Raw genomic sequence first — 26,509 nt, 5'->3', positions numbered from 1 at the left:
CTTTTTATGACTGAGAGTGTTTTTCAAGATAATTCCAGGCGAGAGCCGCATGCATGGCGGATGCAAGTGGAAGAGCACGTTCATCAATATCAAAGCTGGAGGAGTGAAGAGGCTTATCAATGCCTGCCTCTTTATTTCCGGTTCCCATCCAGAAGAATGCACCTTTTCTGGCTTCTGCGAAATATGCGAAGGATTCGCAGCCGAGACTGCCGTGGGGCAGATCGATCACATGACCGGAACCGAGGATCATATCGGCGGTCTCTCTTACATGTTCTGCCATATCCGGGTCACAGATCAGTGCCGGATGACTTCTCTGGCGTTCGAATTCATAAGTTCCGCCGAAGGTCATAGTGATTCCCTTTAAGATCTCATCAATTCTGCGGTTCAGCATTTCACGGGTCTCGGGGTTGAACGTGCGGCAGATACCGTTTATCTCCACTTCATCACAGATAATATTTCGGGCTGTTCCGCCTTTGATCTGACCGAAGGTGATGATCGCGTGGCTGAATGTATCTTTTTCTCTTGCCATCATGGTCTGGACAGCTACGAGAAAGTGCGCGGCGATCATCATGGCATCGATTCCGAGGTGCGGGTAAGCGCCGTGTGCGGTCCGGCCTTTGATCTTGATAATGAGGCGGTCAGAGGCAGCCATCATCTCTCCGCTGCACACACCGATGGATCCCACCGGGTAGGCGTTTTCCACATGAAGCCCGAAGATCGCGTCCACATGGGGATTCTCCAGAACGCCGTTCGGAACCATAAAACGGCCGCCGCCGATGTCCTCCTCTGCAGGTTCAAATATGAATTTTACATTTCCGTGCATCTGATCGCGGTGGCGGGCCAGCAAAATGACAGCGCCCATCAGGGATGCAGTGTGGGCATCATGGCCGCAGGCGTGCATGACACCGTCGTTCTGGGACCGATAGGAGAAGGTATTCATCTCCTGAAGCCTTAACGCATCCATATCGGCGCGCAGCGCAACGGTCGGACCATCATGACCGCCCTTCAAAAGACCGACAACACTCGGGAGATCCCCGGCGTAATCACGGTTTACTTCGATTCCAAGAGATTCCAGCAGGGCAGCGACTGTTTCAGCAGTGTGAAATTCTGTCCTGCTTGCTTCGGGGTGCATATGAAAATTCCGGCGAAATTCAACAAGTTCTTTAGAGATATCCTGTGCTTCCTGTTTAAAATCGATCATGGGCGGTTCCTCCTTTTATATGCAAAGTCTGTGAAGTGTAAAATTATAAGGATTCCATTGTATCTTTCAGTCTCTTTAAGCCGGCTTCAACAAGTCTTGTCGGGGCGGCGAGATTCCAGCGCTCGAAACCTTCACCCTCACTGCCAAAAATATAGCCGTCATCGAAAAAGAGATTTGCCTTTGATTTCAACAGCTCAGCGAGCTCTTTTCCTTCAATTCCGTATTTTCGGAAATCCATCCAGAGGAGATAAGTACCTTCCAGGTTGATGATCTGGATCTTTGGAAGCTCTTTCCGGCAGAAATCGGTGATCAGCTTATAGTTTGTCTCGATCACGGAAAGCATCTCCTGATACCATTCTTCTCCGAAGGTGTAGGCGAGTCTGGTGGCCTCGTAGCCGAGAATATTGCATTTCGGATTGATCTCGGTGGTTTTCTGGTGTTTCAGGAACGCTGCGCGGATCTCAGGATCCTTGATGATAATGGCAGATGTCTGGAATCCGGCAAGGTTGAATGTCTTGCTGGCTGCGGTACAGGTCATGGAATGGTCTGCGAACTCCTGCTTGATGGAGGCAAATGGAATATGGACATGACCAGGCATGATCAGATCGCCGTGGATCTCGTCGGAGCAGACGAATACATGGTGCTTCATGCAGATATCTCCCATCCGCTCCAGTTCTTCGCGGGTGAATACACGGCTGGTCGGGTTCTGCGGATTGCAAAGGATAAAGAGTTTTGTGTGGGGATCGGCGGCATTTCTCTCAAAATCTTCAAAGTCGATCTCGTAATGATCGGTTTTCAGGGTGAGGGAACTTCCCATGATGATGCGTCCGTTGGCGGTGACCGCATTGTACATCGGGTAGTAGGTCGGGGTAAGAAGGAGAATACCGTCCCCAGGTTCTGTCAGAAACTGAACCGCATTATGAAAGGCATTCACAACGCCCGGGGTGCTCATGATCCAGTCAGGCTGGATCTCCCATCCATGGTGATCCTTCTGCCATCTGCACACGGATTCGAAGTATGTTTTTGTCGGATTTGCGTAACCCGGAACATAAGTATCGATATAAGTCTTTAGACCATCACGGATCTCCGGCGCAATCTGAAATTCCATATCGGCGACAGAGAAAGGAATGACTTCCTCCGGTTTGTGGATCGTATAGTTTTTCATCTCATTCCATTTTCCTGAACCGACATCGTTTCTTGGGGTGCAGTCTGTAAAATTATATTTCATAAATAACCTCCTTGAAGCTTAAAGCTGCTTCTGAATCGCCTGAAAGTAATCCTCTTCGCTGAGATATGTTTTTCCGTCATCGAGGGAGTAGGTCCGCGCGGCTCTTTCCGTGATGTGGGAGAACATGGCAAGTCTTGTTTCACCCATCAGGTGACCGATCTCCAGTCCGCTGATCCGGTTTCCTTTTCCGTCCTCACCGAAGAGTGTCACCTCATCGCCGATCTTGCAATCCACATCGGTCACGTCGAGAAAGCTCATATCCATACAGGTCCCGACAAAACGGCAGCGGACTCCGTTTATGAGCGCGGGAGCGCCGCTTACGGCAAAACTGCGGGTATATCCGTCACCGTATCCGATACCGATGACAGCGACCTTTGCGGGGTGATCCGGCATAAAAGTACGCCCATAACCGACGCTTTCCCCGGGGACGATCTCCCGGATATTTACGATCATGGTCTTCCAGCTTCCGGACTCCTCGACGCCGATGGGATTCCAGTCATTCTGGATGGAGGAGTAGCCGAGATAGAGGCTTCCGGTCCGTACATGGGTGCAGACGGAATAGGCTTCTTTTAACCATGCGGTCGCCCCTGTGTTGCAGCAGTGTACATAATGCGGAGTGATCCCGGCTTCCCTGATCTGGGAAAGCCCCTCAAGGAAACGGGAAAACTGTTCTCTTGTAAAATCATTCCCTTTTCCTTCATTCGCCTGATCTGCCGTTGCGAAGTGTGTGAAAACACCGTCGATTTCAATATTACCGAGTCCTTTTATACAGGAGAGAAGGTCAGAAAGTTCTTTCCCAGGCCGTGCACCGATCCGGTTCATGCCGGTCTCGATCTTAATGTGGGCTTTCACGGAAGCCAGTCCCTGCTTTTTTGCCTCTTCGCTGAGGCGTTTTGCGTCTTCGACGCGGAAGAGCGGAATTTCGATCTTACGTTTGACGATCGTGGGGATCTGGAAAGCAGGAACGGGGCCAAGAATTAAGATCCCGCAGTCCGGACAGCCGGAATCCTGGATCTGGCATGCCTCAAAGAGACGGGCAACGGCCAGAAAACGGATCCCGCAGCGGTGGACAAGGAAATTCGCGACGGCGGCAGTTCCGTAGCCGTAAGCGTTGCTTTTTACGACAGGGATCAGCCCCAGCCCACCGGTGTAAGCTCTTATTTTATCAATGTTGCGCCCAATCCGGCTCAGATTGATCTCAAGACGGCTGTTATAGCAGTTTAAATCCATTCGATCCATAAATACGTGATACCTCCTTTGAAAAAACGGCGGGAAGCAAAGAAGCTCCTCGCCGTTGAGACCTGAAAGAAGTTATGATTTTTTGTTGATCGGTGCCTGATCTTTCGGGATCCGTTTTCCTGTTTCCGGATCAACATACCAGATACCGTATCCGGTAGCTGCTGCGATCAGGGACAGGATCGGAACGATGTAGCATAAGAGAACCCAAGGGATATACTGGGAGTAGAGGACTCCGAGAGTTCCTGTAAAGTATACCGCGTTTGTATGCCACGGCATCAATGTTCCGCCTAAGGTACCGCAGTCCTCCATGGTTCTGGAAAGGACATTCGGATCAACGCCTTCTTTTTTGTAGATCGGAGCAAAGAGTTTACCTGTTACAACGTGTGCCATGGACATTGTACATCCGATCGCACCGGAGATATAGGATACGAGCATTGTACTGAGTACGAGGTGGAATACTGTATGGATCCGTTTCACAAGTCCACCGATCAGATTCATGAGTACGCCCATACGGTCAAGCATGCCGCCAAGTCCCATGGCAAAGATCATGATCATCATGATATCGTACATGCTGGAAAGTCCGCCGCGGTTTAAAAGCTTATCGACAAGGAAGATGCCGGAGTCAATGGAGAATCCTTTGTGCATGACTTTGATGCAGTCGAGAATTCCTGCGCCCTGGGAGATCATAGCGGAACCGGCTCCGAGAAGCGCGCCGATGAGGATCGTCGGAAGTGCCGGGATCTTGAAGAGCAGCATCACGATAACAAGAACGATCGGGATCAGCGGAATAATGCCGATGTTGAAGTTATCAGCAAGACCGCCCATGTATTCGATAACTGTAGTCGGATCATAGTCTGCAACGGAATAGCGGGCACCTGCGATACCAAAGATCACGAGACAGATCAGCCAGCCCGGAAGAGTGGTATAGCACATGGAACGGATATGCCCGAAAAGTGTGCCGCCTGCCATCGCAGGTGCAAGGTTTGTAGTATCAGAGAACGGGGACATCTTATCACCGAAAAGAGCACCGGAGATAACTGCACCGGCAACCAGTCCCGGAGGAAATCCCATGGAAAGACCAATTCCCATGCAGGCAAGTCCTGCGGATGCTGCGGAACCATAGGAAGTTCCTGTGAATACCGACAGGATAGAGCAGAGGATTAATGTGCACGGAAGGAAAATGTTCGGGTTGATGAGTTTCAGTCCATAATAGATCATGGTAGGAATCGTTCCGCCGAGGATCCATGTTCCGATCAGACAGCCGACAGCTGCAACGATGCAGACAGATTGGAATCCATCACGAACACCCTGTAAAGCGTATCCTTCAACGACATCCCATGGAAGCTTGCGGATCTTACAGTACAGGAAAATAATGAGCCAGGTCAGAAGAAGCGGAACAGCCAGATTCAGGCCGCCTCTTACGCAGAAGACGATCTCTGCAATGATGACGAGCATCAAAATAATGGAATCAGTCAATGAAATACGAATGTTCTCAGTCTTTTTCTCCATGTATATCCCTCCATATGTAAATGTGTGAAACAGGGGAACCATCCATGGCTGTTTTACCATGGGTGGTCATGGTCTTGCAGGATCCGGCAAAGAAAAGATCCTGTGGGCAACATTATTTCTTAAGCTCAGAAACCATCTCCTTTATCCGGCGAAGGCCTTCTTTAATATTTTCATCGGATGTTGCGTAGGAGATACGAACATATTTACCGGTGGTTTCGCCAAGGCCGATAGCCGGAACAGTTGCAACATATTTCTCTTCCAGCAATTTCTGGGAGAATTCGGAACTCGTCATACCGAGACCGGATACGTCTACCATGATGTAGAATGCGCCGTACGGTTTGCTGTAGGAAAGTCCCGGAATCTCATCAAGACCATCCATGAACATCTGTCTGCGTTTTGCAAATGCATCGTGCATCTCAACAACTTCTTTTCTGGTACGCTTGGTGTCCATTGCCTCGGAGAGGGCTACCTGGATGAAAGTCGGAGAGCAGGTTGTGGAATACTGATGGGTACGAAGGATTTTGTCCGCAAATTTCTTTGCTGTAGAAAGATATCCGATACGCCAGCCAGTCATTGCAAAGGTTTTCGAGAATCCACTGATGATAATGCTGTGGTCCTTCATTCCCGGGAAGGAAGCAATGGAGTAGAAGGTTGCTCCGTCGTATACCAGACGGCTGTAGATCTCATCGGAGAGGATCAGGAAGTTGTGCTCAACAGCAAGTTCACAGAGCTCTTTCAGTGAATCATAATCGAAAACAGCACCGGTCGGGTTGCACGGGTTGTTGATGATCACCATTTTTGTCTTATCCGTGATCGCTTTCTTTACAGCCTCAATATCCAGCTGATATCCTTTTGCACCGTCCAACGGAATGTCAACAAAGTTGCCGCCGCACATATTGACGAGACATTTATAGGAGACGAAGGACGGAGTGAAAACAATAACATCATCGCCTTCATCGACGAAAGTCATGATCGCATTGTTGAGAGCCTCAGCGGCACTGCTTGTGACAAGAATCTCTGTCTCCGGATCATAATCGACGGTTGTCTCACGTTTGATATAGTCGTGAAGAACTTTTCTTAAAGCCGGATATCCGCGGTTGGAAGTATATTTACTCTGATTGTTTGTGATCGCGCGGATCGCTGCTTCCTTGATATCGGACGGAGTGTTGAAGTCCGGCTCACCTGCACTGAACGGAATTACCGGCTTTCCCTCGGAACGGAGAACGGAAGCACGGTCAAGGATCGTACGGATCAGGGAAGGGGTTACTTTTTCAAGACGTTTTGCACCAACAGCTAAATCGTAATTTTTATTCATACACAGATCCTCGCTTTCTATCGTAATGGGATGATTTATTTCTTGTAAACGCTCTTGTCGACAACATCCGGCCATTCAGTTCCGTTTAAGATCGCCAGACATCCTTTGACACTGTTAACATGCATTCTTGCCTTCGCCTCTTTTGTGAGAGCTGCAAGATGCGGCGTTACGATCGTGTTCTTACAATGGAAGACCGGATTATCGAGAACAGCAGGTTCCTCGCTGAATACGTCGATTCCGGCTGCTGCGATCACATCGTTGTTCAGCGCATCTGCCAGGTCCTTCTCATTTACGATCGGACCGCGGCTCGTGTTGATGAGGATCGCGCTCTTTTTCATAAGATGAAGTTCTCTCGAGGAGATCATATTGGTTGTCTCCGGTGTCAGCGGATTGTGGATCGTGATAAAATCGCAGTCTCTTAAGAGATCATCCATATTTTCATAGTATTCACATCCGGCAGCTTCCACCTTTGCGCGGTTCTTTGAATGACTGAACCCTGCGGTCTCCATGCCGATTCCCTTGCAGATCGCTGCAACCTTGGCACCGATCGCACCGACACCGATGATTCCAACTTTCTTACCGGAAAGCTCAATGGCTTTTCCGGCATCGCGGATCTTCCAGTTCCCTTTTCGCAATTCCTCATCAGATTCGGAAAGATTTTTCGCCGCTGCAAACATCAGTGCGACGGTGTGTTCGGCAACGGAGAGACTGTTTGCACCTGGAGTGAAGACCACCGGGAGCTTTTTGCCTGAGGCATGTGCAACGTCAACACGGTCATATCCGACACCGGTGATTCCGATCACCTTTAAATTCGGGCAGGCATCGATCACTTCTGCGGTACACTGTCCGACACGGATGACCAGGGCATCGGCTTCCTGGATCTTATCAATATAGGAAGGAAGATCCGGAGAATTGGCAATATAAACGTCGGCACCAGCTTCCTTTAGGACCTTCATTGCGGCTTCGTCAAGTGGTTGTGTCAATACAAATTTCATAAGCATTTCCTCGATTCTTATTTTTTCGTATCTGTATAATCATACCATCCTTTTCCGGTTTTTCTACCAAATTCTCCCTTTTTAAATTTCTCAACAGCGAGAGGATGAGGTGCATCGAACGGATCATGGGACTCCGCATAGCGGTCACATCGAACATAATAGTAAACATCGATTCCGGTCAGATCCATTAATTTAAACGGTCCCATCGGATAGTTCAAACCTTTCTCACAGGCAGTATCAATATCTTCAACCGTTGCGATTCCCTTTTCGAGAAGGGAGAGAGCCTCGTGAGTGACAGCTGCATTGATCCTGTTTGCGACGAATCCAGGAATCTCTTTCTGAATGACGATCGGGCTTTTTCCAGTGTTCACTGCGAATGCCTTCGCAATTTCGATCGTTTCATCGGAAGTGTGCGGTCCCTTTACAAGTTCCACAAGCTTCATGACGAGTGCCGGATTGAAATAATGGACATTCAGAAGTCTGGAAGGATTTTCAGTCACATCAGCAAGTTTGGAACTTACAATGTTTGAACTGTTTGTGGAGAGAATCGCATCTGGTTTGCAGATCCGGCTGATTCTCTGGAAAAGTTCACGTTTAACTTTCAGATCCTCAATGATCGCTTCGATGATAAAATCTGCTTTCGCTGCGGCACCGTCAACATCGCTTGTGATAGTAAGATGCTGTTTTACAAAATCGGCTTCCTCGGCGGTGAGACGCCCTTTTTCAACGCGACCCTTCAGATAGGTATCGGCCCAGGCAGAAGCTTTCTCAACAGCCTTTTCAAAACTGTCACAGAGGATCACGTTGTATCCAAGCTTCCTGCCGTTGATCGCTGTATTCATTGCGATCTGCTGTCCCATAGCTCCGGCCCCAATGACAGCGATCGTTTTTAAATCCTGTGAATTCATAATGTTACCTTTTCCTTTCTGATATTTTCAAAACAGGCATCCATTCTGTATTGAAAAAGATTCGGCATGATCAGCACAACTCGATGAGAGTTGCCATGGACTGTCCGCCTCCGATACAGAGAGTGGCAAGTCCTTTTCTTCCTCCGGTCCTCTTTAAGTTATGGATCAGAGTGACGATCAGGCGGGCACCGGTGCATCCCAGCGGATGTCCAAGTGCAATAGCACCGCCGTTGATATTTACTTTTAATGGATCGAGTTCCAGATCACGGATACATGCAACAGCCTGAGCTGCGAATGCCTCGTTTAATTCAACAAGGTCGAGATCTGCAATACTCCAGTTATTCCGTTCAAGGATCTTCTTTGTTGAAACGACAGGTCCGTATCCCATGATCTCAGGATCAAGAGCAGCTGCTGTGACATCGACGATCTTTGCGAGCGGCTTCACGCCGGTTTCTTTAACCTTTTTCTCACTCATAAGAACGAGACAGGCGGCACCGTCATTGAGACCGCATGCATTTCCGGCAGTTACGGTTCCGTCAGGTTTTACGATCGGTTTCAGCTTTGCAAGTACTTCCATGGTAGTTGTCGGCTTTACAAATTCATCGGTATCGAAGATAAAACTGGATTTCTTTTCCTTTACTTCGATCGGAAGGATCTCTTCTTTAAAATATCCGGCAGCGATCGCCTCGGCAGCCCGGTGCTGGCTTTCTACTGCGAAGGCATCCTGTTCTTCCTTTGAAATGTGAAAACGTTCAGCGACATTTTCAGCTGTCTTTGACATGCTGAGCCCGCTTCCATATACGGAATATGGCTGGGCCGTCGTTCCGGCTTCAATGTTGGAATCAACCAGTGTGTTCTTGTTGCCGCCCCAGCGGGTGCCGCGAAGATAGATCGGAGCACGGCTCATATTCTCAGTTCCGCCTGCAACGATGCAGTCGGCTTCGCCGAGCCAGATCTCCTGGCATCCGGAATTCACTGCCTGCATGGAAGAGGCACAGAGCCTGTTGACTGTGAAGCCTGGAATCGTCTCCGGGAAACCGGCTTCGAGAAGAGCAGATCGTGCAATATTTGATGCCTCTGTGCTCTGACGGACTTCGCCGAGGATGACTTCATCAATGATATCCGGCTGGATCCCGGCCCGCTTTACAGCTTCTTTCATAACTTCAGCTGCCAGCGTGTGTGCCGGAACGGTTTTCAGGGAACCGCCGTATTTTCCGATTGCGGTGCGGACAGCACCTACAATATAAACAGTTTCCATATAGAATCCTCCTTGCGTAATGAGCAAAATCGACCGGTTGGAAGAAATGCTCAAGTGTGTGTGTGCAATCTGCCCTAAATTAAACAGCAATAAGCGTGCCAAGATGTAAAACATTGAAAAAGGCTTGAAAAGACAAAAATAAAAGTGCAAATAAGTGCAAAAAGTGCAAACAGATAAAATAAAAACAAAAAGTGCACGCAAATTGCACCAACTCATGGAAAAAAGATCAGATTTTATCTGTGGCATAATTGTTGCTCAAGAAATATTACAAATGCTGATTGTTAAAATTGTGCATATGATGATCGAATACAGAGTCTAAGAAGGGAGAAGCGGTACGATGGAATTTAAAAATATCTTATATGAAGTAAAAGATGGGATCCTTTATCTGACATTAAACAGACCGGAAGTGAGAAATGCTCTTTCCCCGGAAATGTGGAAAGATATTCAGACTGCTGTTGAGGCTGCCGGGAATGATGACAGTGTTCAGGTCATCATTATCAGCGGAGCCGGGGACAAGGCTCTTGCAAGCGGTGCGGATATCCAGGAGATTCATGACAGACCGACTCTGAAGATGCTGATGGGAACTTCGACAATTGCATTAAAAGCATTGGAAGACCTCTATAAACCGGTAATATGTGCGATCAACGGATATGCGCTTGGCGGTGGATGTGAGCTGGCGATGGCGTGCGATATCCGGATCGCGACTGGAAGATCAAAATTCGGACAGCCGGAGACGAGTCTGAGTATTATTCCGGGAGCCGGAGGCACACAGAGACTTGCGAGACTCGTGGGAGTCGGAAGAGCAAAAGAACTGATCTACACGGGCAGGATCATCACTGCCGAGGAGGCGAAGCTGATCGGACTTGTGAACCAGGTGACAGGGGACACGAGAGAAGAACTGATGGAAGCCGCGAAAGCCATGGCGGAACAGATCATGAAGAAAGGACCTGTGGCGACGAGACTTGCAAAGATGGCGATCAACGTGGGAATGGATACCGATATTAATACGGGTCTTCTTTTCGAGCGCATCGCCCAGACAGTTGCCTTTGGAACCGAGGACAGAAAAGAAGGGACCCAGGCATTCCTGGAAAAGAGAAAGGCAGAATTTAAAGGCTGTTAAGCCCCTGAAATAAAAATAGAGACTGGAGGAATAGCAGATATGAAACCGTTAGAGGGAATTAAAGTAGTAGAGTTATCGACAATGTTGGCCGGCCCGATGACAGCGAGACTCCTGGCAGAGTGGGGGGCCGATGTAATTAAAGTAGAATCCATGAATGGAGATCCGTGGAGAAAGCAGTATGGAACCTCGCTTTCCCCGTATACAGAACATGCGAATCCCAACTTTGATATGCAGAACATCAATAAGCGCTTTGTCGCGTTCAATATGCGTACGCCGGAAGGAAAAGAGGCAATGATGAAGCTTCTTGCGACAGCCGATGTATTCCTGACCAACTACAGGGTCCAGGCGCTGGAACAGATGGGTCTGACCTATGATCAGCTGAAGGATCAGTTTCCGAAACTGGTACACGCGTCTGTTCTCGGATATGGCAGTGAAGGTGCTGAGAAGAACCGCCCAGGATACGATTATACCGCGTTCTGTGCGAGAACAGGATTTTTAAGAGACTTTGCACCGGCAGGAGGACCGCCGATCATGACGGTTGCCGGGGTGGGAGATCACAGTGTTGCGATCTCTCTTGCCGGAGGAATCGCGGCAGCATTATTTAAGAGAACAAAGACCGGAGTCGGCGACAAGGTCGATGTGTCGCTTCTTCAGATGGGAACCTATATTTTCACCTGCGGTATTTTAAATGGTTTCAACGGAAGAGAGTACCCGAGAGACAGGTACAACTGCGCACATGCATGCAGCAATACATATCAGGGTAAAGACGGCGAGTGGATCTATCTGGCGATCGTGGATTACAGACGGTTCCCGGAGTTCTGCGGCTGCATCGGTCATCCGGAACTCGCAGAAGATCCGAGATTTTCAACTCAGAACGCCTATTATGCAAATAAAGCAGACCTCACCAAGATCCTCGATGAAGTGTTCAAGGAACAGACCGTGGAATACTGGCACAAGATCTTAAACGACCATGATCTGCCGCATGAGATCTGCTATCACTTTAAGGATGTTCCGTATGATGAGCAGGTACAGGCAAACCATTACACTTATTTCCATGAATATCAGGATGGAACAAAGACGGTATTTACGAACGGTCCGGTACATTTTGCATCCATCGATCCGGCTAAGATCCCATGCAGGGAGTCAAGGAATGTGGGAAGCGACACGAAGGAGATCCTGGAAGAGCTTGGATATTCTGATGATAAGATCCAGAAAATGTATGAAGGAAAAGATATCAGATAACACGCAGATTCGAAAAGGAGAAAAACTATGAGTGAGACGACTGTAAACGAGGCAGCAGCTGCGGCTCCTGCCCCGAAACCAAAGAGACCAAAGGCAAAAAGCATGATCATGATGGGAGAACAGACGGCAGCCATGTTTGAAAACGCCAGACTCGCCAAGGAAAAAGGCGAGCCGGTGGGCTGGTCCGCGTCAATCTTCCCCCAGGAGATCGCAGAGACACTGGGATTAAATGTTCTCTATCCGGAAAACCATGCGGCGGGAATTGCGGCCAGACATCAGGCTGACCCGTTCCTGCAGGAGTGCGAGGGTGAGCTCGGGTATTCCAATGATCTGTGCGCATACGCAAAAGTTAATCTCGCCTATGCGGCTGTTTTGAACGGCGAGAGTGAAATCGAGCTTCCGGACGGCGGAAAAATGGTAAAACCGGATTTTCTGCTTCTGACAAACAATATCTGTAACCAGTTGACAAAATGGTACGAGAATCTGTCCAAGCAGATGAACATCCCGATCTTTTTTATCGATACCTGTTATAATCCATACGATTATGTGACAGAGACGAGAGTGCGCTATGTGCGCGCCCAGATCGATCAGCTGATCGAGGACCTTTGCAAATTTACCGGGAAGAAATGGGATGAGGAGCGGTTCCAGAAGATCATGAAGATCAGTCAGAAGAACAGTTATCTGTGGGAACGTGCCAACAACCTGCTGGATCGGAAGCCCTCCCCCTTAAGCGGATTCGAACTGTTCAACTATATGGCCTGTATGGTCTGCAACCGCGGAAAAGAATCGACGACAGCGATCCTGCAGCAGCTGAATGATGAGATCGAGGAACACATTAAAAATGGAACTTCCACATTCCCGGTGGAAGAAAAATTCCGCGTATCCTGGGACGGAATTGCCTGTTGGCCGTACCTGAGTCATAACCTCAGGACACTGAAAAAACATGGAATCAACATGGTTGCCTCCAGTTACGGTAAGGCGTGGGCCATCGAGTATGAGGATCTGGACGGAATGGCGAGAGCTTACTGCTTTGCCTCCACAAACGGTGACAACGCGACTACGATGCTCGACAGACGTTTAGAAGCGCTGAAACGCTTCGGCTGCGAGGGAACGATCTATCATGTAAACAGGAGCTGTAAGGTTATGGACTGCCAGATGATGGAGGTTCAGAGACAGCTTTCAAAATTAGCGGGAGTTCCGTTTACTTCCTTTGACGGAGACCAGGCGGACTACAGAAACTTCAGTGAAGCTCAGTTTGAGACACGAATCCAGGGACTGGTTGAAGTTATGAGCCAGAAGAAAGGGGTGGAAGCAGATGGCTGATCTGAAAAAAAATATTGAACTTTTACAGGAAGCATGCCGGAATCCTCGGGCTCAGATGGACCGGTATCTGAAGGAAGGAAAAAAGATTGTTGGATGTTTTGAGCCATACACACCGGAGGAGCTGGTACATGCGTCTGGAATGATCCCCATGGGACTTTTTGGAGGACGTGCAGATATCCAGCTTGCAAAGAGCTATCTGCCTCCGTTTGCATGTCCGGTCATGCAGGCAAACATGGAGTATGGATTAAACGGTACATATGACGGAATGTCTGTGGTGATCATCCCGGCGCTCTGCGATACGCTCCGCTGCATGACGCAGAACTGGAGGTTCGGAGTAAAGAAAATTCCGATGGCGCCGATCGTGTATCCGCAGAACAGAAAGTCACCGGCAGCCCTGGAATATCTGATCAGTGAGTATGAGCAGGTCCTTGTGATTCTGGCGACCGTTACGGGAGAGATGATGAAGGAGCGCTGTCTTCAGGAAACCATACAGGTCTACAATGCACACAACGCGGCAATGCGGGAATTTGCCGATCTTGCGGCAGATCATCTGGATATTATTACGCCGAAGGTGCGCCATGCGGTCATGAAGAGTGCCTGGTTCTATGAAAAGGGCGAGCACACCCAGATCATAAAAGAGATCAATGAAGAATTGAAGAAGCTTCCGGTCCATGAGTTTACTGGAAGAAAAGTAGTCCTCACGGGAATTTCCTGTGAGCCTGACGAAATCCTCGATATCCTGGAAAAGAACAACATTGCAATTGTGGCAGATGATCTGGTACAGGAAAGCCAGCAGTATCGTACCGACACCCCGTCCAATGGAGGAGGCGGATTAAAGCGCCTTGCAAAGCAGTGGATGGGACGGTATGGATGCAGCCTGATCCATGAGGAAGGAAAGCCGAGAGGACAGATGCTGATCGATATGTGCCGGGAAAAGAAAGCAGATGGTGTGATCAGCTGCATGATGAAATTCTGTGATCCGGAAGAGTATGATCAGCCGTACTTTGAGCGTGACCTGAGAAAGGCCGGATATCCGTGTCTGGCGATCGAGATCGATCCGCTGAACACAAACTATGAGCAGCTCCTGACAAGAGTACAGGCGTTTGCGGAACTGTTCTGAACCTGAACGTGTATCGTCCAATGAAACAGAAGGAAGGCATTACTGGAAACGGGATGCCTTCCTTTTTTGCAATTTTAGGCAGTATAAAAGAAAGATGAGAAAAAATGCAACTCGTGCATAGCTTGTGCCTAAAGTTGCAATATGGTATACTCTTTGGTGGAGGAGATACTTATGAGAGAAAATATGACGCCGCACAGCTTTCCATACTTAGAAATCTTGAATAATCTTGATATTGGCATCGCATTATTTGATGCTGAAGGCAATTATTTGTTTGTAAATACGGAACTTGTAAATTGGCGGAATATTCCTATGCTGGAATTCTTGAAAATGAATGTGCATGACTTCCTGAATATTCTCGATGTCTGTGTGTTTGACCTTGTAAAGAAGAAGAACCACAGGGTCAGCCGGTTGCAGTACTATAAAAATAAGGACCATGTGGATAGTAAAAGAAGGCTCCGGGTTGTGACGGGAACACCGATTTTTGATGAAAATGGAAAAATAAAATATGTGATCATGGCACTCCAGGATGTGGAGAGTTTTGAAAACTTATACCAGGCACTCCTGCGCCAGAATCAGATCGTCAGCTTCGGAAGCGGAAAAGAGCTGGTGGAAGGCGCTGATATTGTAGCTAAGAGCAGTTCATTCCGCGCGCTCCTTGAAGTGGCAGATAATGTGGCATCCCTGGATTCCACCGTGCTCCTCTACGGAGAGTCAGGAAGCGGAAAAGAGATTCTCGCAAATTACATCCATCAGAGAAGTGATCGGAGAGAAAAGCCGATGATCACAGTAAACTGTGCGGCATTTTCGGAAAATCTGATCGAATCGGAATTGTTTGGATATGAAAAAGGATCTTTTACCGGCGCAAACAAGGAAGGCAAAATGGGGCTGGTGGAAGCGGCCGATGGAGGTACGTTATTTCTGGATGAGATCAACTCCCTGCCGCTCAGTATTCAGGGAAAAATTCTCAGAACTCTGGAAGAAAAATCGATTCAGAGGGTCGGTTCCACAAAAACAAAAAAAGTTGATTTCCGCTTGATTGCAGCGACAAACAGGAACCTAACAGAAATGGTTCACGATGGGACATTCCGGGAAGACTTATATTACCGTCTTCAGGTGATTCCGCTGACGATCCCGCCAGTGAGGGAGAGGCAAGAGGACATCGTTCCGCTTTGTCTGCATTTCCTTCATCATTTCTGCATCAAGTATAATTTGCAGAAAAACCTTTCAGAGCAAGTGCTGGAAACGCTGAAGAATTATGACTGGCCTGGAAATGTCAGGGAAATCCGCAATTTCGCGGAAAGGATCGTCGTCATGACACCAAAGGCGGTCAAGGAAATCAATTGTATTCCGCCGGAAATATTGGAGAGCCATGCTGGGACACTGGAGAGAGAGGCACTTCCGGATACGCCTACTCAGATCTCGGTATGCCGCAGCTATACAAAGCAGTTGATGACAAAGGATGAAGTTATGCATGCTCTGGAGGTCTGCAGAGGACACAGGGAACAGACTGCCCAGTATCTGGGAATCTCGAAAAGAAAGCTTCAGTATATGATAAAGGAATACCATCTTTCTGAGCGATGTCAATATTGTGAAAAAGAGCGATAATGAATGATAAATTTATAACGATTTCTTCTTTGAAATGGTTGCAGGAATGATGTGATTGGTATAAAATATAGATGTTTCTGCGATGATAGTATAAATATAAAAGTCATGGGCGGGAAAATTCCGCTTCAGGCGCAGAAATATGATTGCATTTATTAAAAGAACGCAGGCAATGATTCAGAAGTGAAATAATCCTGCAGTCACGCAATAAAGGAGAAAAAATCATGAGCAAAAAGCCAGTAGTGTTAATGATCCTCGATGGTTACGGACTGAATAAAACACATGAAGGAAATGCGGTATATGAGGCGAAGAAACCGGTGATGGACCGCTTAATGAAGGAGTGCCCGTTTGTGGAGGGTCAGGCCAGCGGACTTGCTGTCGGACTTCCGGACGGACAGATGGGAAACTCTGAGGTCGGACACCTGAACATGGGCGCAGGCCGCATTGTTTACCAGGAACTGACAAGAATCACAAAGTCTATCCAGGACGGCGATTTCTTCAAGAACGAAGAGTTCCTTGCAACTGTTGAGAACTGCAAGAAGAATAACTCCGCGCTTCACCTGTTCGGACTCTTATCCGACGGCGGCGTACACAGCCATATCACCCATGTTTACGGACTCTTAGAGCTCGCAAAGAGAAACGGACTCGACAAGGTATTCGTTCACTGCTTCTTAGACGGCCGTGACACTCCGCCGGCATCCGGAAAGGATTTCGTCGCAGCGTTAGAGGAGAAGATGAAAGAGCTCGGTGTCGGCAAGGTGGCATCTGTTATGGGACGTTATTACGCGATGGACCGTGACAACCGCTGGGATCGTGTGGAGCTTGCGTATAAGGCACTGACAGCGGGTGAGGGCAATAAGGGAACATCCGCGACGGAACTGATTCAGGCGTCCTACGATGACGGAAAGACGGATGAGTTCGTTGTTCCGGCTGTCGTGACAGGGGAAGATGGAAATGCGATCGGAACGATCAGGGACAACGATTCCGTGATCTTCTTCAATTTCCGTCCGGACCGCGCAAGAGAGATGACCCGCGCATTCTGTGATGACGAGTTTACAGGATTTGCGAGAGCGAAGAGGATCAAGACCACATATGTATGCTTTGTTGATTACGATGAGACGATTCCGAACAAACTTGTCGCATTCAAGAAAGAGACGATCAAGAATACTTTCGGTGAGTTCCTTGCTGCCCACGGGAAGACTCAGGCGAGAATTGCTGAGACAGAGAAATATGCCCATGTTACCTTCTTCTTCAACGGCGGCGTTGAGGAGCCGAATCCGGGTGAGGACCGTATCCTTGTGAAGTCCCCGAAGGTCGCAACCTATGACCTTCAGCCGGAGATGAGCGCACCGGCCGTTTGTGAGAAGCTGACAGACGCGATCCGCTCCGGAAAATATGATGTTATCATCGTAAACTTTGCAAATCCGGATATGGTAGGCCACACAGGCGTTGAGAACGCGGCGGTCAAGGCCATCGAGGCTGTCGACGAGTGCGTTGGAAAAGCAGTTGAGGCAATCAAAGAGGTTGATGGCGTGATGTTCATCTGTGCTGACCACGGAAACGCAGAGCAGCTGATCGACTACAAGACAGGAGAGCCGTGGACCGCTCACACAACAAACCCGGTTCCGTTCATTCTTGTAAACGCGGGCGAGGGCTGCGGCCTCAGAGAGGGCGGCTGCCTTGCAGATATCGCTCCGACCCTGATTGAGCTTATGGGAATGGAACAGCCGAAAGAGATGACTGGTAAATCTCTGTTAGTAAGAGAGTAAGAGAACTTTAGCGCGATAAGATCATGCGAAAATAAAAACAGTCCCGGCAATATGGACAGAAAAGTCTGTATGTCGGGACTATTTTTATGTAACAGGAAATTCCGGGGAATTTCCTGTTACATAAAAAGGCACTGACGTGCCAAAGATGCGCATTCGCGCGAAGATGCAGACTGTCGTAAGCGACCGCGTGAGGCGCGAGAATATGCCAAGACACATTTTTTATATAAGAACAATTTCACAGCGTATACTTGACATAAAGAATCCTCTGACATTAAGATAAAAGAAATATTTTCGGCAGGACAAAAGGAGAATGTTATGGAACAGGAAACAAGAATCGCAGTTGTGGGAATCATTGTAGAAAATAAAGAGGCTGTGGGGGAGGTCAACCAGATCCTTCACGATTACAGCCCCTATATTATCGGAAGAATGGGACTTCCATATGAAAAGAAACATGTGAACATCATCAGCGTTATCGTAGACGCTCCGGCCGACCGGATCAGCGCGCTTTCCGGGAAGCTTGGAAAGATCAGAGGGATCAGTGCGAAAGTGATGTATTCGAAGAATGGGCAGTAGGTGGAGAATCGCATGCTCCAAATCTCCCTTATGAAATCATTCCCTTCCGCATACAGGTAAACAGGTATGCCATAAATGCTTCCTTTGTCTCTTTTTTCTTTCGTCGGCTGCAGAAAAGGCAGGAACCGTTTTTCAGACGGACAGAGCCATCCTCCTCCACAGAGATCACCTGTGAAAAATTGAGGAGGAGACTGCGGCCGCTCATATAAAAACGTCCGCCTTTCGGCAGCAGCGCCATTAGATCCGAAAAGGAGAGGCGCGTGGCAACATCCCCCTTTAACGTGTGGATGATCAGGCGGTGATTCTGCGTTTCTGCGTATAAAAAATCATCCAGAAGAATCCGCTGGCAGGATGACTGCCCCTGTCCAAGGACAGCCTGAATCTCGATATAAGCCGGTTCGGCCCGAAAAGTGCGGATCTCATCGAGACACCAGGCCAGTGTGTCCGCATCCACCGGCTTTAAGAGATAGTCAAGCGGATGTACCCGGTATCCTTCAAGGGAATAGTCCCGCTCATTGCTCACAAAGATAAGAGGGATCCGCGCGGCAACAGCTCGAAGCTTTTCGGCTGTTTCAAGCCCGTTCAGGCCGTTTTTTGCAAGCATGATATCCATAAATACGGCGTTGAAAAGACCGGGGCGGAAAGCCTCTAAGAATGATTCACCGCTCTCATAGCAGGTAAAATCAGCCATTTCTCCATATTTCTCGAAATTCTTCTGTATTAAATTAATCAGATGCTTCTGATCGAAAACGAAATCTTCCACAATGGCAATATGCATCATAATTGCAGCACTCCCTTCACCACGATGCTTCTGAACCAATTAGGTCGAGGTTTGACCATTTGCGTCGAGGTGGTTTTCAGAAAAACACGTAATTGATATACTATTAGTATAGAAGATTATACGAAAAATGTAAATATTACGGGAACTTGATGTTTATCTCAGTCGAGAAGACTTCCACCTCTTTTTGGTGGTAGTAATAGCAAATTTGTCTCAGTGGGAGGAAAATGGTATGAGAAAAAAATCGAAACGAATTTTAGCAGCTGCATTGTCAGCTATATTAATATGGAATACATGTGAATGGCAGCCGCAGGCATTGGCGGCCGGTTCGCTGCAGCGGATCGGGGCTGAAACGGGAGCAGATGATACTGCGGAAACGGCAGAAAAAGAATCTACGTCAAAAGAATCTGTATTAAAAGCCTCTCCGTCGAATGCTTCTCCATCGAATGCGGAAATAAAAGATAACCGTGGCGAGTCAGGTACAAGCAAAGCAGAAGCAGGAGCAGATGCAGATACAGGCAAAGCAGAAGCAGGGGCAGATGCAGATACAGGCAAAGCAGAAGCGGGAGCAGAGTCAGGTGCAAACAAAGCAGAAGCAGGGGCAAACGGAGCAATAGCAGGAACCGAGGCCGGAACAAACGGAGCACCAAACGGCACAGCAACAGGGGCAAAGATAGAAGCGTTCCTGGGGCTGGATGAGGCTATTGCGGTGCAGAAGCTGTCTCTGGGTGCCAAAGAAAGCGATATCGTTCTTCCGGATACTCTGGAGGTTCGGATGAAGCAGGAAACTTTAGAGGATGCTCCAAAAGCAGAAGGGAAACTGCAGATAGATGCGGAAGCTGATGATGAAAAAGAACGTTCAGAAGCGGAAGCAGATGAGAATATCAGCAGGATCTTTGGCGTGACCTGGAAGCTGGATATTGGTGAGAGCGACTACCCGGAATTTCATGGCGGGATCTCCCCACAGGACTATTTTGAAGAATTTGACGAGGATGGAGAACCTATTGAAACATCCTATAAGACCTGGGCAGGCTATCATGAGGCAAACCAGGACTACAACGGCAGTGCCTATGTCTATACACCGGTTTTGCCGGAGGAATATTCACTGGGAGAGGAGGCAGAGCTTCCGGAAATCTGCGTTCTCGTAGGAGAGATGCAGCTGATGACTCTGGCAGGCGTGGAATATAACCTGAATAATAAGCATCTGCTCATTAATAGCACTAACAAAGATCGGTTTAATGGAAAAACCATTACCGGCTCCTATTGCCCGAGCACCCGGCCGGAGTCGACTTATACAGACATCAAGGGCGGTATCATAATTGATAATGTTACGGTCGATCTGACGATTAAAGATGTAACGATCAAATCTGATGGGGCCAGAGGATGGAATCTGGCCGGTATTTACCTGAAAGGCAATGCCCGGCTGAATCTGACCTTAGAAGGAACCAATACACTTGTGGGACTGGATGATGGAGCCGGAATTGAGGTGGGAAAAGATGCAACGCTGGTTATTACGGAGCAGAGTACCGGAAGTCTGAAGGCAGTGGGAGGTGCCTATGGGGCCGCCGGTATCGGAGGAAAACCCGGAACAACAGGTTACGAAGGTGCAGATAAGAACTATGGGACAGGAACGATTATAATCAAGGGTGGAAGCATTGTAGCTGAAGGTGGAGCTTATCAGGTTTCCCAATCGACGCGTTATCATGGAGGAGCCGGAATCGGAACCGGTCTGTATGGAATCGGCGGAACCATTGAAATACTGGGCGGAAGGATAACCGCAGCAGGAGGAAGGGAGACAGGAGCCGGAATCGGAGGCGGAGCTGGTGGAGGTGTAGACACCATCGTGATCGGCGGGACGGAAGGCGAAGCTCCCAATATAGCCGTATCTTCTTATAATAATGGCGAATTAGGATATCCGGGAGCTGCCATCGGCACCGGATGGAATGGAGTGGATGGTTTACAATTATCCTGTGGCGATATCCGGATATTAAGTGGATCTGTGGAGGTAACGGGCGGAAATATTGGTTATGGAGTGTTAAAGCCTTTGTCTGGAAATAGCATGAAAGGCGGCAGTGTCACTATTTCCGAGGAGGTGCAGTTAGAGCTGCCACTTGAAAGCAAAATTGAGCCCCGGGGAGACTGTACCTACGGAAAGAAAACATTCCGGATCACCGTATATGATAACCAGCTACCAGATGGAACCTATCAGGCTGACATATCCCTGTATCGGGAAAATGATACAGGAAAAGACTCTCCGGTTTATCAGACAAAGGCAGAAATGACCGTCTCCGGATTCAGGGGAACGATACCGGATATAACCCAGTGGATAGGCCATTCTGGAAATATGCAGATGGTTGTAGAGCTGAAGCCTTCCGGTGGCGGGGAAGGTAAGACGATGGATGGAAGGGTTGTTCTAAACAAAGGAAAGGATGAAGCCATCTCCGTCACGCTGGGAAAAGCCGCTTACCAGAAGACAATGGATCTGACCATCCATGATGACCGTTTGAAGAATGATAAGAATTATACACTGACGGTTCGACTGGGGGAAGAAGCAAGCGAAGGCGGCACTGCACCGGATGTAGTAACCTATTCATCTAAAAAAGCTTCCGGTTATCAGATAAAGACCGATAAAGTCAGCTGGTATACGCCTCTGTCCGGAGTGGTTCCGGTATCGGTTCAGGTAAAGGAAGAAGGAGGGGAAGGAGAAAATACGAATAGCTTTACAGTAACAGGATCCCTCTCGATGGAGTCAAAGGAGGAAAAGAATCTTTCCCTTACCATCGGAGAACCCTTGTATCCTGTCCGGTTCCACTTCTACTCATCCAAGGTGCGGGCGGCAGAGAGGGTATCCCTGACAGCCGGACGGCTGGCTGGAGCCTTAGAAGCTCCGGTGGAATTAAAGCAGGACAAAGGCCAGTTTGCCTTTGACGGGAAGCTGACAATCGATGCAGAAGCAGGCAATCATGCATATGCTCTGGCATATCTTCCGGCCGGAAATTACCGGTTTGTGATAAATACAGGCATCACAGAATTAGGCAGCTCCGATGGAAGCTTTACTCTGGACAACGAAACGGTAAAGGCAGGGGATGCAGGAACGGATATTACTGTATTAAATGAGGCAGAGGCGCTGGAGGGAGAGCTGGATCTGTTCCTTGGAAATATATCTTTTTCCGAGGAAGATGGTAAGCTGACAATATTATATTCTAAAACAGATGGTTCCGGCCAGGTGGTTACAGCAAGGTTAATAGACCAGTCCTATGATAAATGCTATCGGATCACTTCATCTGGGAATAATGTAGAGAAGTATCATCTCTCCGTGGATATCCCAGCTTCCAGGGAACTAAAGCTCGTATTAAAGAACCTTACGATTACACCGGCAGAGGCTATCGCACCGATTCAGATAAACGGAGAGTCCCAGGTGATCACCTATCTGGAAGGGAAAAACAAGATTTCGATTAATAAATCAGAGAAATCTTCTTCACCTGCCGGCATCAGCGTGGCGAAAGGTGCAAAGCTTACGATTGACAATGAACTGGGGCAGCAGGGCTCCATAGAGGTGCTCAATAATACAAATGTAACCAGGAGTGGTGCAGCAATTGGAGGAAATGGAGAGCAGGATGCAGGAATCATTCACATCAAGGGGGGAACTGTAAGTGCAACTTCCGCTTCTAAAGGAGCGGCTATTGGTGCTTCGGTAGGAAAAAGTGTAGAAGAAATATGGATTAGCGGAGGAAATGTAACTGCAAAAAGTAGTGGTGGTGCCGGAATCGGAACAGGAGGTGCTTTTAGGAATGAGGAAAGAACCGGTAAAATCGTGATAGAAGGCGGAACGGTGAATGCAAGCTCGTGGAGTGGTGCCGGAATTGGAAGCGGTTTTGGATATGTCCCTGGAAGCTCAGCGATAATTGCAAAGATTGAGATTCATGGTGGAATGATTACAGCCTATTCTTATGATGGTGCCTGCATCGGAAGCGGTAGAGACAGTTCATCGAGTGTACTGATTGACGGCGGCACCATATGCTTAGTGAAGAAAAATAATGAAAGCGGTAGGAATGCTGCTCATATTGGAAAGGGGTATGAGTCTACACAGGCACCAACCGATGTGACGATTACAGGTGGAACGATCTGTTTGATAGGGGCGGATAGAAATATACCGCGACCGATCATTTATGGCTGGGAGAAGGCAGGCGAAAAGTGGCAGAAGAATACAGCAAAAGATGGGAATGGTAAGCCGGTTTATTTCACCACAGCGGATCTGACCGGTATCTATGAGAATAATACACTGGTTGAAAAAGCAGGTATTGAAGGAAGCTCCTACGGCTTTAAGGATGTCCGGACAGATTCCAACGGAAAGATTTATATGTATCTTCCGGCATCGGAGGCAGTGAAAGCCACCTTTGGCGGTGTGGAATTTACCGGAAAGGTTGAGGCAGGTAAGGATGAGAATGTATTGGAGCGTAAAGAGACCTATATTGATTATCAAAGGGAAGTCCTGAAAAATATGGCTTTGTATGATCTCGAATATGCGCAATCTATGATGGTTGAAACTTGGACAAAGATTCCGGCAGGCGGCGAGGTGTCTCTGACGGGAATTCTGGATAAACAGCTGGAGAGTGCGACCGAGATTACTCTGTATGTGCGAAAGGCGGCCGCAGGTTCCGAAGCAGCAGGCGAAGCAGCCGGGATAAAGCTTCCGGTAAGACCGAAAAAACCGGATCCGATACAGGGAACAGATGTAACGAAAGACAGCTACTCTATCAGGGTAAAGGGACAGCCCGTTTCCGGTTGTGAGTACGGAATTTCAAAATCTGCGGATGGTGAGCTTCAGTGGCAGCCAGGGACTCAGTTTAGTAATCGGTTTAATGGTCTGACTCCGGCTAACACCTATTATATAACCCTTCGTGTGAAAGCAACAGACAGTAGCTTTGCATCGAAGCCGGCTGAACGCTTGTCGGTGACAACACCGGATGCATTACTGATCGACGGTCCCGCCGGTAAAGTATCCTTTGAAACGACGGGAACCTATGGACAGACACTTGATCAGATTTCGGTACAACTGGCAGAAGGATTTCAGGTTGTTAATTATAGTAGATCACCGGTTTCTGGAACATGGAGCTTCAGTAAGGATCAGAAAGGAACGCTCGCTTCATCCATTTATCCGGAGGTAAAGGGAACAACTGCATATCAGGTAGAATTTATCCCGGATGGAGCGTCAGAAGGGCAGTATGGAAATAGCTTGAAAAGAAGCGTGATTCCGGAGATATCTCCGAAAGAGTTGACCGCAGTTCTTAAGACACCCATTGAAAAGCCCTATGATGGAAGTACCGATATCGCATTAGAGGCGACGGTAGAGATAGGAGCTTCGGGTCAGAGATACAGGATCAGTGGCCTGAAGGGAAGATTTGAAGATGCCAATGCCGGAACAGGTAAGACGGTAACCGTTGATTCTTCAAAGGCAGTAATTGAGGCAGATGGCAGCACGGGCACGGTGAATCTGCAGAATTACCGTGTGGTATATCCGGCTCAGACGAACGGAACGATCCGTCCGATACAGGGTTCGGTTTCAATCGATCCGCAAGCATGGATTGGAGAAAAAACCTATGGAGACGACAGCTTTTCCTTGACAGGTGTGAATAAAGCGGGAGATGGAGCTTTGAAGTATGAAAGCTCTGATAAAACGGTTCTCACCGTGGACGCACAGGGACAGGTGACCATCAAAGGTGTCGGTTCTGCAAAGGTAAGCATCACCATGGCAGACGGAACGAATTACCTTGGCACAAGCACGCCGGCAGAGGGAACGATAACCGTTAAAAAAGGAACACTCATCCTTACCTTAACGGCTGTGAACCGGAGTACCGGAGCGCAGCAGTCGGAAGGGATCCTTGGAACCTACGAGGATGATTTTGATATCATTGCAGGTATTAAGGGAGCGTATGGTGACAAGCCGCAGGGTATGATCCGCTTCTATGATAATGGAATTCAGAATCCTGATACGATCCCTGTAGGGGAAGCTGGAACTGCGGTCCTCAACCTGACGAAGCCGGGAATCGCATCCGTAGGAACGCACCGGATGACCGCCGAGTTTGATTTTGACACTAATCATGATTGGGCGGCCAAATACAACACGCCTGCTCCGGCTGCGTATACCTTCGCGATCGGAAAGTTGGCTGCACCGCAGATCACCTGGCCGGCGGCAGCGTCGGTGAAGGCGGGAAGTCCTCTGAGTGACTCTGCCTTATCAGGAGGAAGCACCGAATACGGAAGCTTTGCCTGGAAGGATCCAGCCCAGACGGCACAGGCAGGCACCCATAGCTACGAGGTGGTATTTACACCGAATGAATGGGCATCCGCTCGTTATGAGATCGCAGCGATGACCGGTACGGCAGAAGTGACAGCAACGGAAGATAAGCCGGGCGAAACGGAAAAACCGGGCGAAACGGAAAAACCGGGCGAAACGGAAAAGCCGGGCGAAACGGAAAAGCCGGGTGAAACGGAAAAGCCGGGCGAAACAGGAAAGCCGGGTGAAGCAGGCAAGCCGGGAGAAACGGGAAAACCAGGCGAAACAGGCAAGCCGAACGAATCGAACAGAACGGATGATTCCGATGATTCGGATGAGCCGGAAAGACCGAGACACCAAAACCCGTCCTCCGGTAAGGATAAAACCTCCGGCAGCGGTGCAGTCAGCCACGATTCAGTCAAAGGAACGATCGACAGTATAACAGGAATTATCACAGGAGAAACAAACAGCTTTGTCAATGACGGAAAGAGCCATTGGATGCTGGATGAGCATGGCTGGTGGTTACGCTTTGCAGATAATACCTACCCGAAGGGAAGCGTACGTGATTCCGGTGATATTTCGCATAGCTGGGAGCAGATCAACGGAAATTGGTGGGCCTTTGATGAAACGGGTTATGCCAAGACAGGCTGGTTAAGAGATGAGAATTACGGCGGCTGGTTCTATATGGATCCGGAACACGGCATGCAGACCGGCTGGATGCTTCTCAATGGAGTCTGGTACTATTTTAACCCGATTTCCGATGGAAAGAGAGGGATTATGTACGCCGGACAAAGGACACCGGACGGATACTATGTAGATAAAAACGGTGTCTGGGACGGAAGAAACAAGCAGTAAAGCGAGTTTCAAGCCGAACCTCCGTGAGACTTGGCGCGTGATTCCGGTAAGAGAAGCTGGCGTATTCCCGTAAGAATCATGGTGCATTCTCGCAGAGCGATGCTCTTGTACGAACTATAGAATAATCCGGAAGGGATCCGCAGGCTTTGGAATCCTTCCGGATTTCTATTTGCTTTGTCAAACACGTAACGAAATTT

The 26,509-nt window shown here is 48.5% G+C and carries 17 protein-coding genes; 8 read left to right on the top strand and 9 right to left on the bottom strand.

Annotated elements, in window-relative coordinates:
* Positions 1–4: 4 nt before the first annotated feature.
* The 8 genes from DW677_RS07515 to DW677_RS07480 form a co-directional block, all read right to left on the bottom strand.
* Positions 5–1,201, bottom strand: coding sequence for a M20 family metallopeptidase (locus DW677_RS07515; protein WP_117566791.1), 1,197 nt, complete (start codon positions 1,199–1,201; stop codon positions 5–7).
* Between the two features lie 43 nt (positions 1,202–1,244).
* Positions 1,245–2,429, bottom strand: a complete 1,185-nt coding sequence (locus DW677_RS07510) for a MalY/PatB family protein (protein ID WP_117470359.1) — start codon at positions 2,427–2,429, stop codon at positions 1,245–1,247.
* A gap of 18 nt (positions 2,430–2,447) precedes the next feature.
* Positions 2,448–3,668, bottom strand: coding sequence for an alanine racemase (gene alr / locus DW677_RS07505; RefSeq protein WP_117566790.1), 1,221 nt, complete (start codon positions 3,666–3,668; stop codon positions 2,448–2,450).
* A gap of 72 nt (positions 3,669–3,740) precedes the next feature.
* Positions 3,741–5,177, bottom strand: a complete 1,437-nt coding sequence (nhaC, locus tag DW677_RS07500; protein WP_015553699.1) for a Na+/H+ antiporter NhaC — start codon at positions 5,175–5,177, stop codon at positions 3,741–3,743.
* 112 nt (positions 5,178–5,289) lie between these two features.
* A complete protein-coding gene (locus DW677_RS07495) occupies positions 5,290–6,492 on the bottom strand; it encodes a pyridoxal phosphate-dependent aminotransferase (protein ID WP_117470362.1) in 1,203 nt (400 codons plus the stop codon).
* 35 nt (positions 6,493–6,527) lie between these two features.
* Positions 6,528–7,487 (bottom strand): hydroxyacid dehydrogenase, encoded by a 960-nt coding sequence (locus tag DW677_RS07490; protein ID WP_117470363.1) that lies wholly within the window; start codon positions 7,485–7,487, stop codon positions 6,528–6,530.
* Positions 7,488–7,504: 17 nt separating this feature from the next.
* Positions 7,505–8,395: a 3-hydroxyacyl-CoA dehydrogenase family protein gene (locus DW677_RS07485; protein ID WP_015553696.1), complete on the bottom strand. Its 891-nt coding sequence runs from the start codon at positions 8,393–8,395 to the stop codon at positions 7,505–7,507.
* A gap of 70 nt (positions 8,396–8,465) precedes the next feature.
* On the bottom strand, positions 8,466–9,653 hold the full coding sequence (locus tag DW677_RS07480) for a thiolase family protein (RefSeq protein ID WP_015553695.1): 1,188 nt from the start codon (positions 9,651–9,653) through the stop codon (positions 8,466–8,468).
* 337 nt (positions 9,654–9,990) lie between these two features.
* Between DW677_RS07480 and DW677_RS07475 the strand changes: the two genes are divergently transcribed.
* From DW677_RS07475 to DW677_RS07445, 7 genes are all read left to right on the top strand, one after another.
* Positions 9,991–10,773, top strand: a complete 783-nt coding sequence (locus DW677_RS07475) for an enoyl-CoA hydratase-related protein (RefSeq protein WP_015553694.1) — start codon at positions 9,991–9,993, stop codon at positions 10,771–10,773.
* A gap of 39 nt (positions 10,774–10,812) precedes the next feature.
* Positions 10,813–12,015, top strand: coding sequence for a CoA transferase (locus tag DW677_RS07470; RefSeq protein WP_015553693.1), 1,203 nt, complete (start codon positions 10,813–10,815; stop codon positions 12,013–12,015).
* A 27-nt stretch (positions 12,016–12,042) separates the two neighbouring features.
* Positions 12,043–13,338 (top strand): 2-hydroxyacyl-CoA dehydratase family protein, encoded by a 1,296-nt coding sequence (locus tag DW677_RS07465; RefSeq protein WP_015553692.1) that lies wholly within the window; start codon positions 12,043–12,045, stop codon positions 13,336–13,338.
* Positions 13,331–14,458 carry a 2-hydroxyacyl-CoA dehydratase family protein gene (locus tag DW677_RS07460; protein ID WP_117470364.1) on the top strand — a complete coding sequence of 376 codons (1,128 nt, stop codon included), beginning with the start codon at positions 13,331–13,333 and terminating at the stop codon, positions 14,456–14,458. The genes DW677_RS07465 and DW677_RS07460 overlap by 8 nt, the downstream gene beginning before the upstream one ends.
* A gap of 171 nt (positions 14,459–14,629) precedes the next feature.
* Complete coding sequence (locus DW677_RS07455) at positions 14,630–16,063, top strand: sigma 54-interacting transcriptional regulator (RefSeq protein WP_117472476.1); 1,434 nt, start codon at positions 14,630–14,632, stop codon at positions 16,061–16,063.
* A gap of 221 nt (positions 16,064–16,284) precedes the next feature.
* Positions 16,285–17,829 (top strand): 2,3-bisphosphoglycerate-independent phosphoglycerate mutase, encoded by a 1,545-nt coding sequence (gene gpmI / locus DW677_RS07450; RefSeq protein WP_117566789.1) that lies wholly within the window; start codon positions 16,285–16,287, stop codon positions 17,827–17,829.
* Positions 17,830–18,144: 315 nt separating this feature from the next.
* Positions 18,145–18,402 carry a TM1266 family iron-only hydrogenase system putative regulator gene (locus DW677_RS07445; RefSeq protein WP_117470367.1) on the top strand — a complete coding sequence of 86 codons (258 nt, stop codon included), beginning with the start codon at positions 18,145–18,147 and terminating at the stop codon, positions 18,400–18,402.
* Between the two features lie 28 nt (positions 18,403–18,430).
* Here the strand turns inward: DW677_RS07445 and DW677_RS07440 are convergent, their stop codons facing one another.
* Positions 18,431–19,183: a LytTR family DNA-binding domain-containing protein gene (locus DW677_RS07440; protein WP_117566788.1), complete on the bottom strand. Its 753-nt coding sequence runs from the start codon at positions 19,181–19,183 to the stop codon at positions 18,431–18,433.
* Between the two features lie 229 nt (positions 19,184–19,412).
* On the opposite strand from DW677_RS07440, the gene DW677_RS07435 reads away from it, so the two are divergent.
* Entirely contained in the window at positions 19,413–26,312 is a 6,900-nt protein-coding gene (locus DW677_RS07435; protein WP_117566787.1) for a YDG domain-containing protein, read from the top strand.
* Positions 26,313–26,509: the final 197 nt, after the last annotated feature.

Source organism: Clostridium sp. AM25-23AC, assembly GCF_003435125.1.
Classification (GTDB): Bacteria; Bacillota; Clostridia; order Lachnospirales; family Lachnospiraceae; genus Pilosibacter; species Pilosibacter fragilis.
The sequence above is the reverse complement of the archived record's forward strand: the minus strand, read 5'-3'. Positions and strand labels throughout refer to the sequence as shown.

Excerpts from the sequence above, each read along its gene's own strand:
- DW677_RS07515 (WP_117566791.1), bottom strand. The coding sequence starts at position 1,201 with ATGATCGATTTTAAACAGGAAGCACAGGATATCTCTAAAGAACTTGTT.
- DW677_RS07510 (WP_117470359.1), bottom strand. The coding sequence starts at position 2,429 with ATGAAATATAATTTTACAGACTGCACCCCAAGAAACGATGTCGGTTCA.
- alr (WP_117566790.1), bottom strand. The coding sequence starts at position 3,668 with ATGGATCGAATGGATTTAAACTGCTATAACAGCCGTCTTGAGATCAAT.
- nhaC (WP_015553699.1), bottom strand. The coding sequence starts at position 5,177 with ATGGAGAAAAAGACTGAGAACATTCGTATTTCATTGACTGATTCCATT.
- DW677_RS07495 (WP_117470362.1), bottom strand. The coding sequence starts at position 6,492 with ATGAATAAAAATTACGATTTAGCTGTTGGTGCAAAACGTCTTGAAAAA.
- DW677_RS07490 (WP_117470363.1), bottom strand. The coding sequence starts at position 7,487 with ATGAAATTTGTATTGACACAACCACTTGACGAAGCCGCAATGAAGGTC.
- DW677_RS07485 (WP_015553696.1), bottom strand. The coding sequence starts at position 8,395 with ATGAATTCACAGGATTTAAAAACGATCGCTGTCATTGGGGCCGGAGCT.
- DW677_RS07480 (WP_015553695.1), bottom strand. The coding sequence starts at position 9,653 with ATGGAAACTGTTTATATTGTAGGTGCTGTCCGCACCGCAATCGGAAAA.
- DW677_RS07475 (WP_015553694.1), top strand. The coding sequence starts at position 9,991 with ATGGAATTTAAAAATATCTTATATGAAGTAAAAGATGGGATCCTTTAT.
- DW677_RS07470 (WP_015553693.1), top strand. The coding sequence starts at position 10,813 with ATGAAACCGTTAGAGGGAATTAAAGTAGTAGAGTTATCGACAATGTTG.
- DW677_RS07465 (WP_015553692.1), top strand. The coding sequence starts at position 12,043 with ATGAGTGAGACGACTGTAAACGAGGCAGCAGCTGCGGCTCCTGCCCCG.
- DW677_RS07460 (WP_117470364.1), top strand. The coding sequence starts at position 13,331 with ATGGCTGATCTGAAAAAAAATATTGAACTTTTACAGGAAGCATGCCGG.
- DW677_RS07455 (WP_117472476.1), top strand. The coding sequence starts at position 14,630 with ATGAGAGAAAATATGACGCCGCACAGCTTTCCATACTTAGAAATCTTG.
- gpmI (WP_117566789.1), top strand. The coding sequence starts at position 16,285 with ATGAGCAAAAAGCCAGTAGTGTTAATGATCCTCGATGGTTACGGACTG.
- DW677_RS07445 (WP_117470367.1), top strand. The coding sequence starts at position 18,145 with ATGGAACAGGAAACAAGAATCGCAGTTGTGGGAATCATTGTAGAAAAT.
- DW677_RS07440 (WP_117566788.1), bottom strand. The coding sequence starts at position 19,183 with ATGATGCATATTGCCATTGTGGAAGATTTCGTTTTCGATCAGAAGCAT.
- DW677_RS07435 (WP_117566787.1), top strand. The coding sequence starts at position 19,413 with ATGAGAAAAAAATCGAAACGAATTTTAGCAGCTGCATTGTCAGCTATA.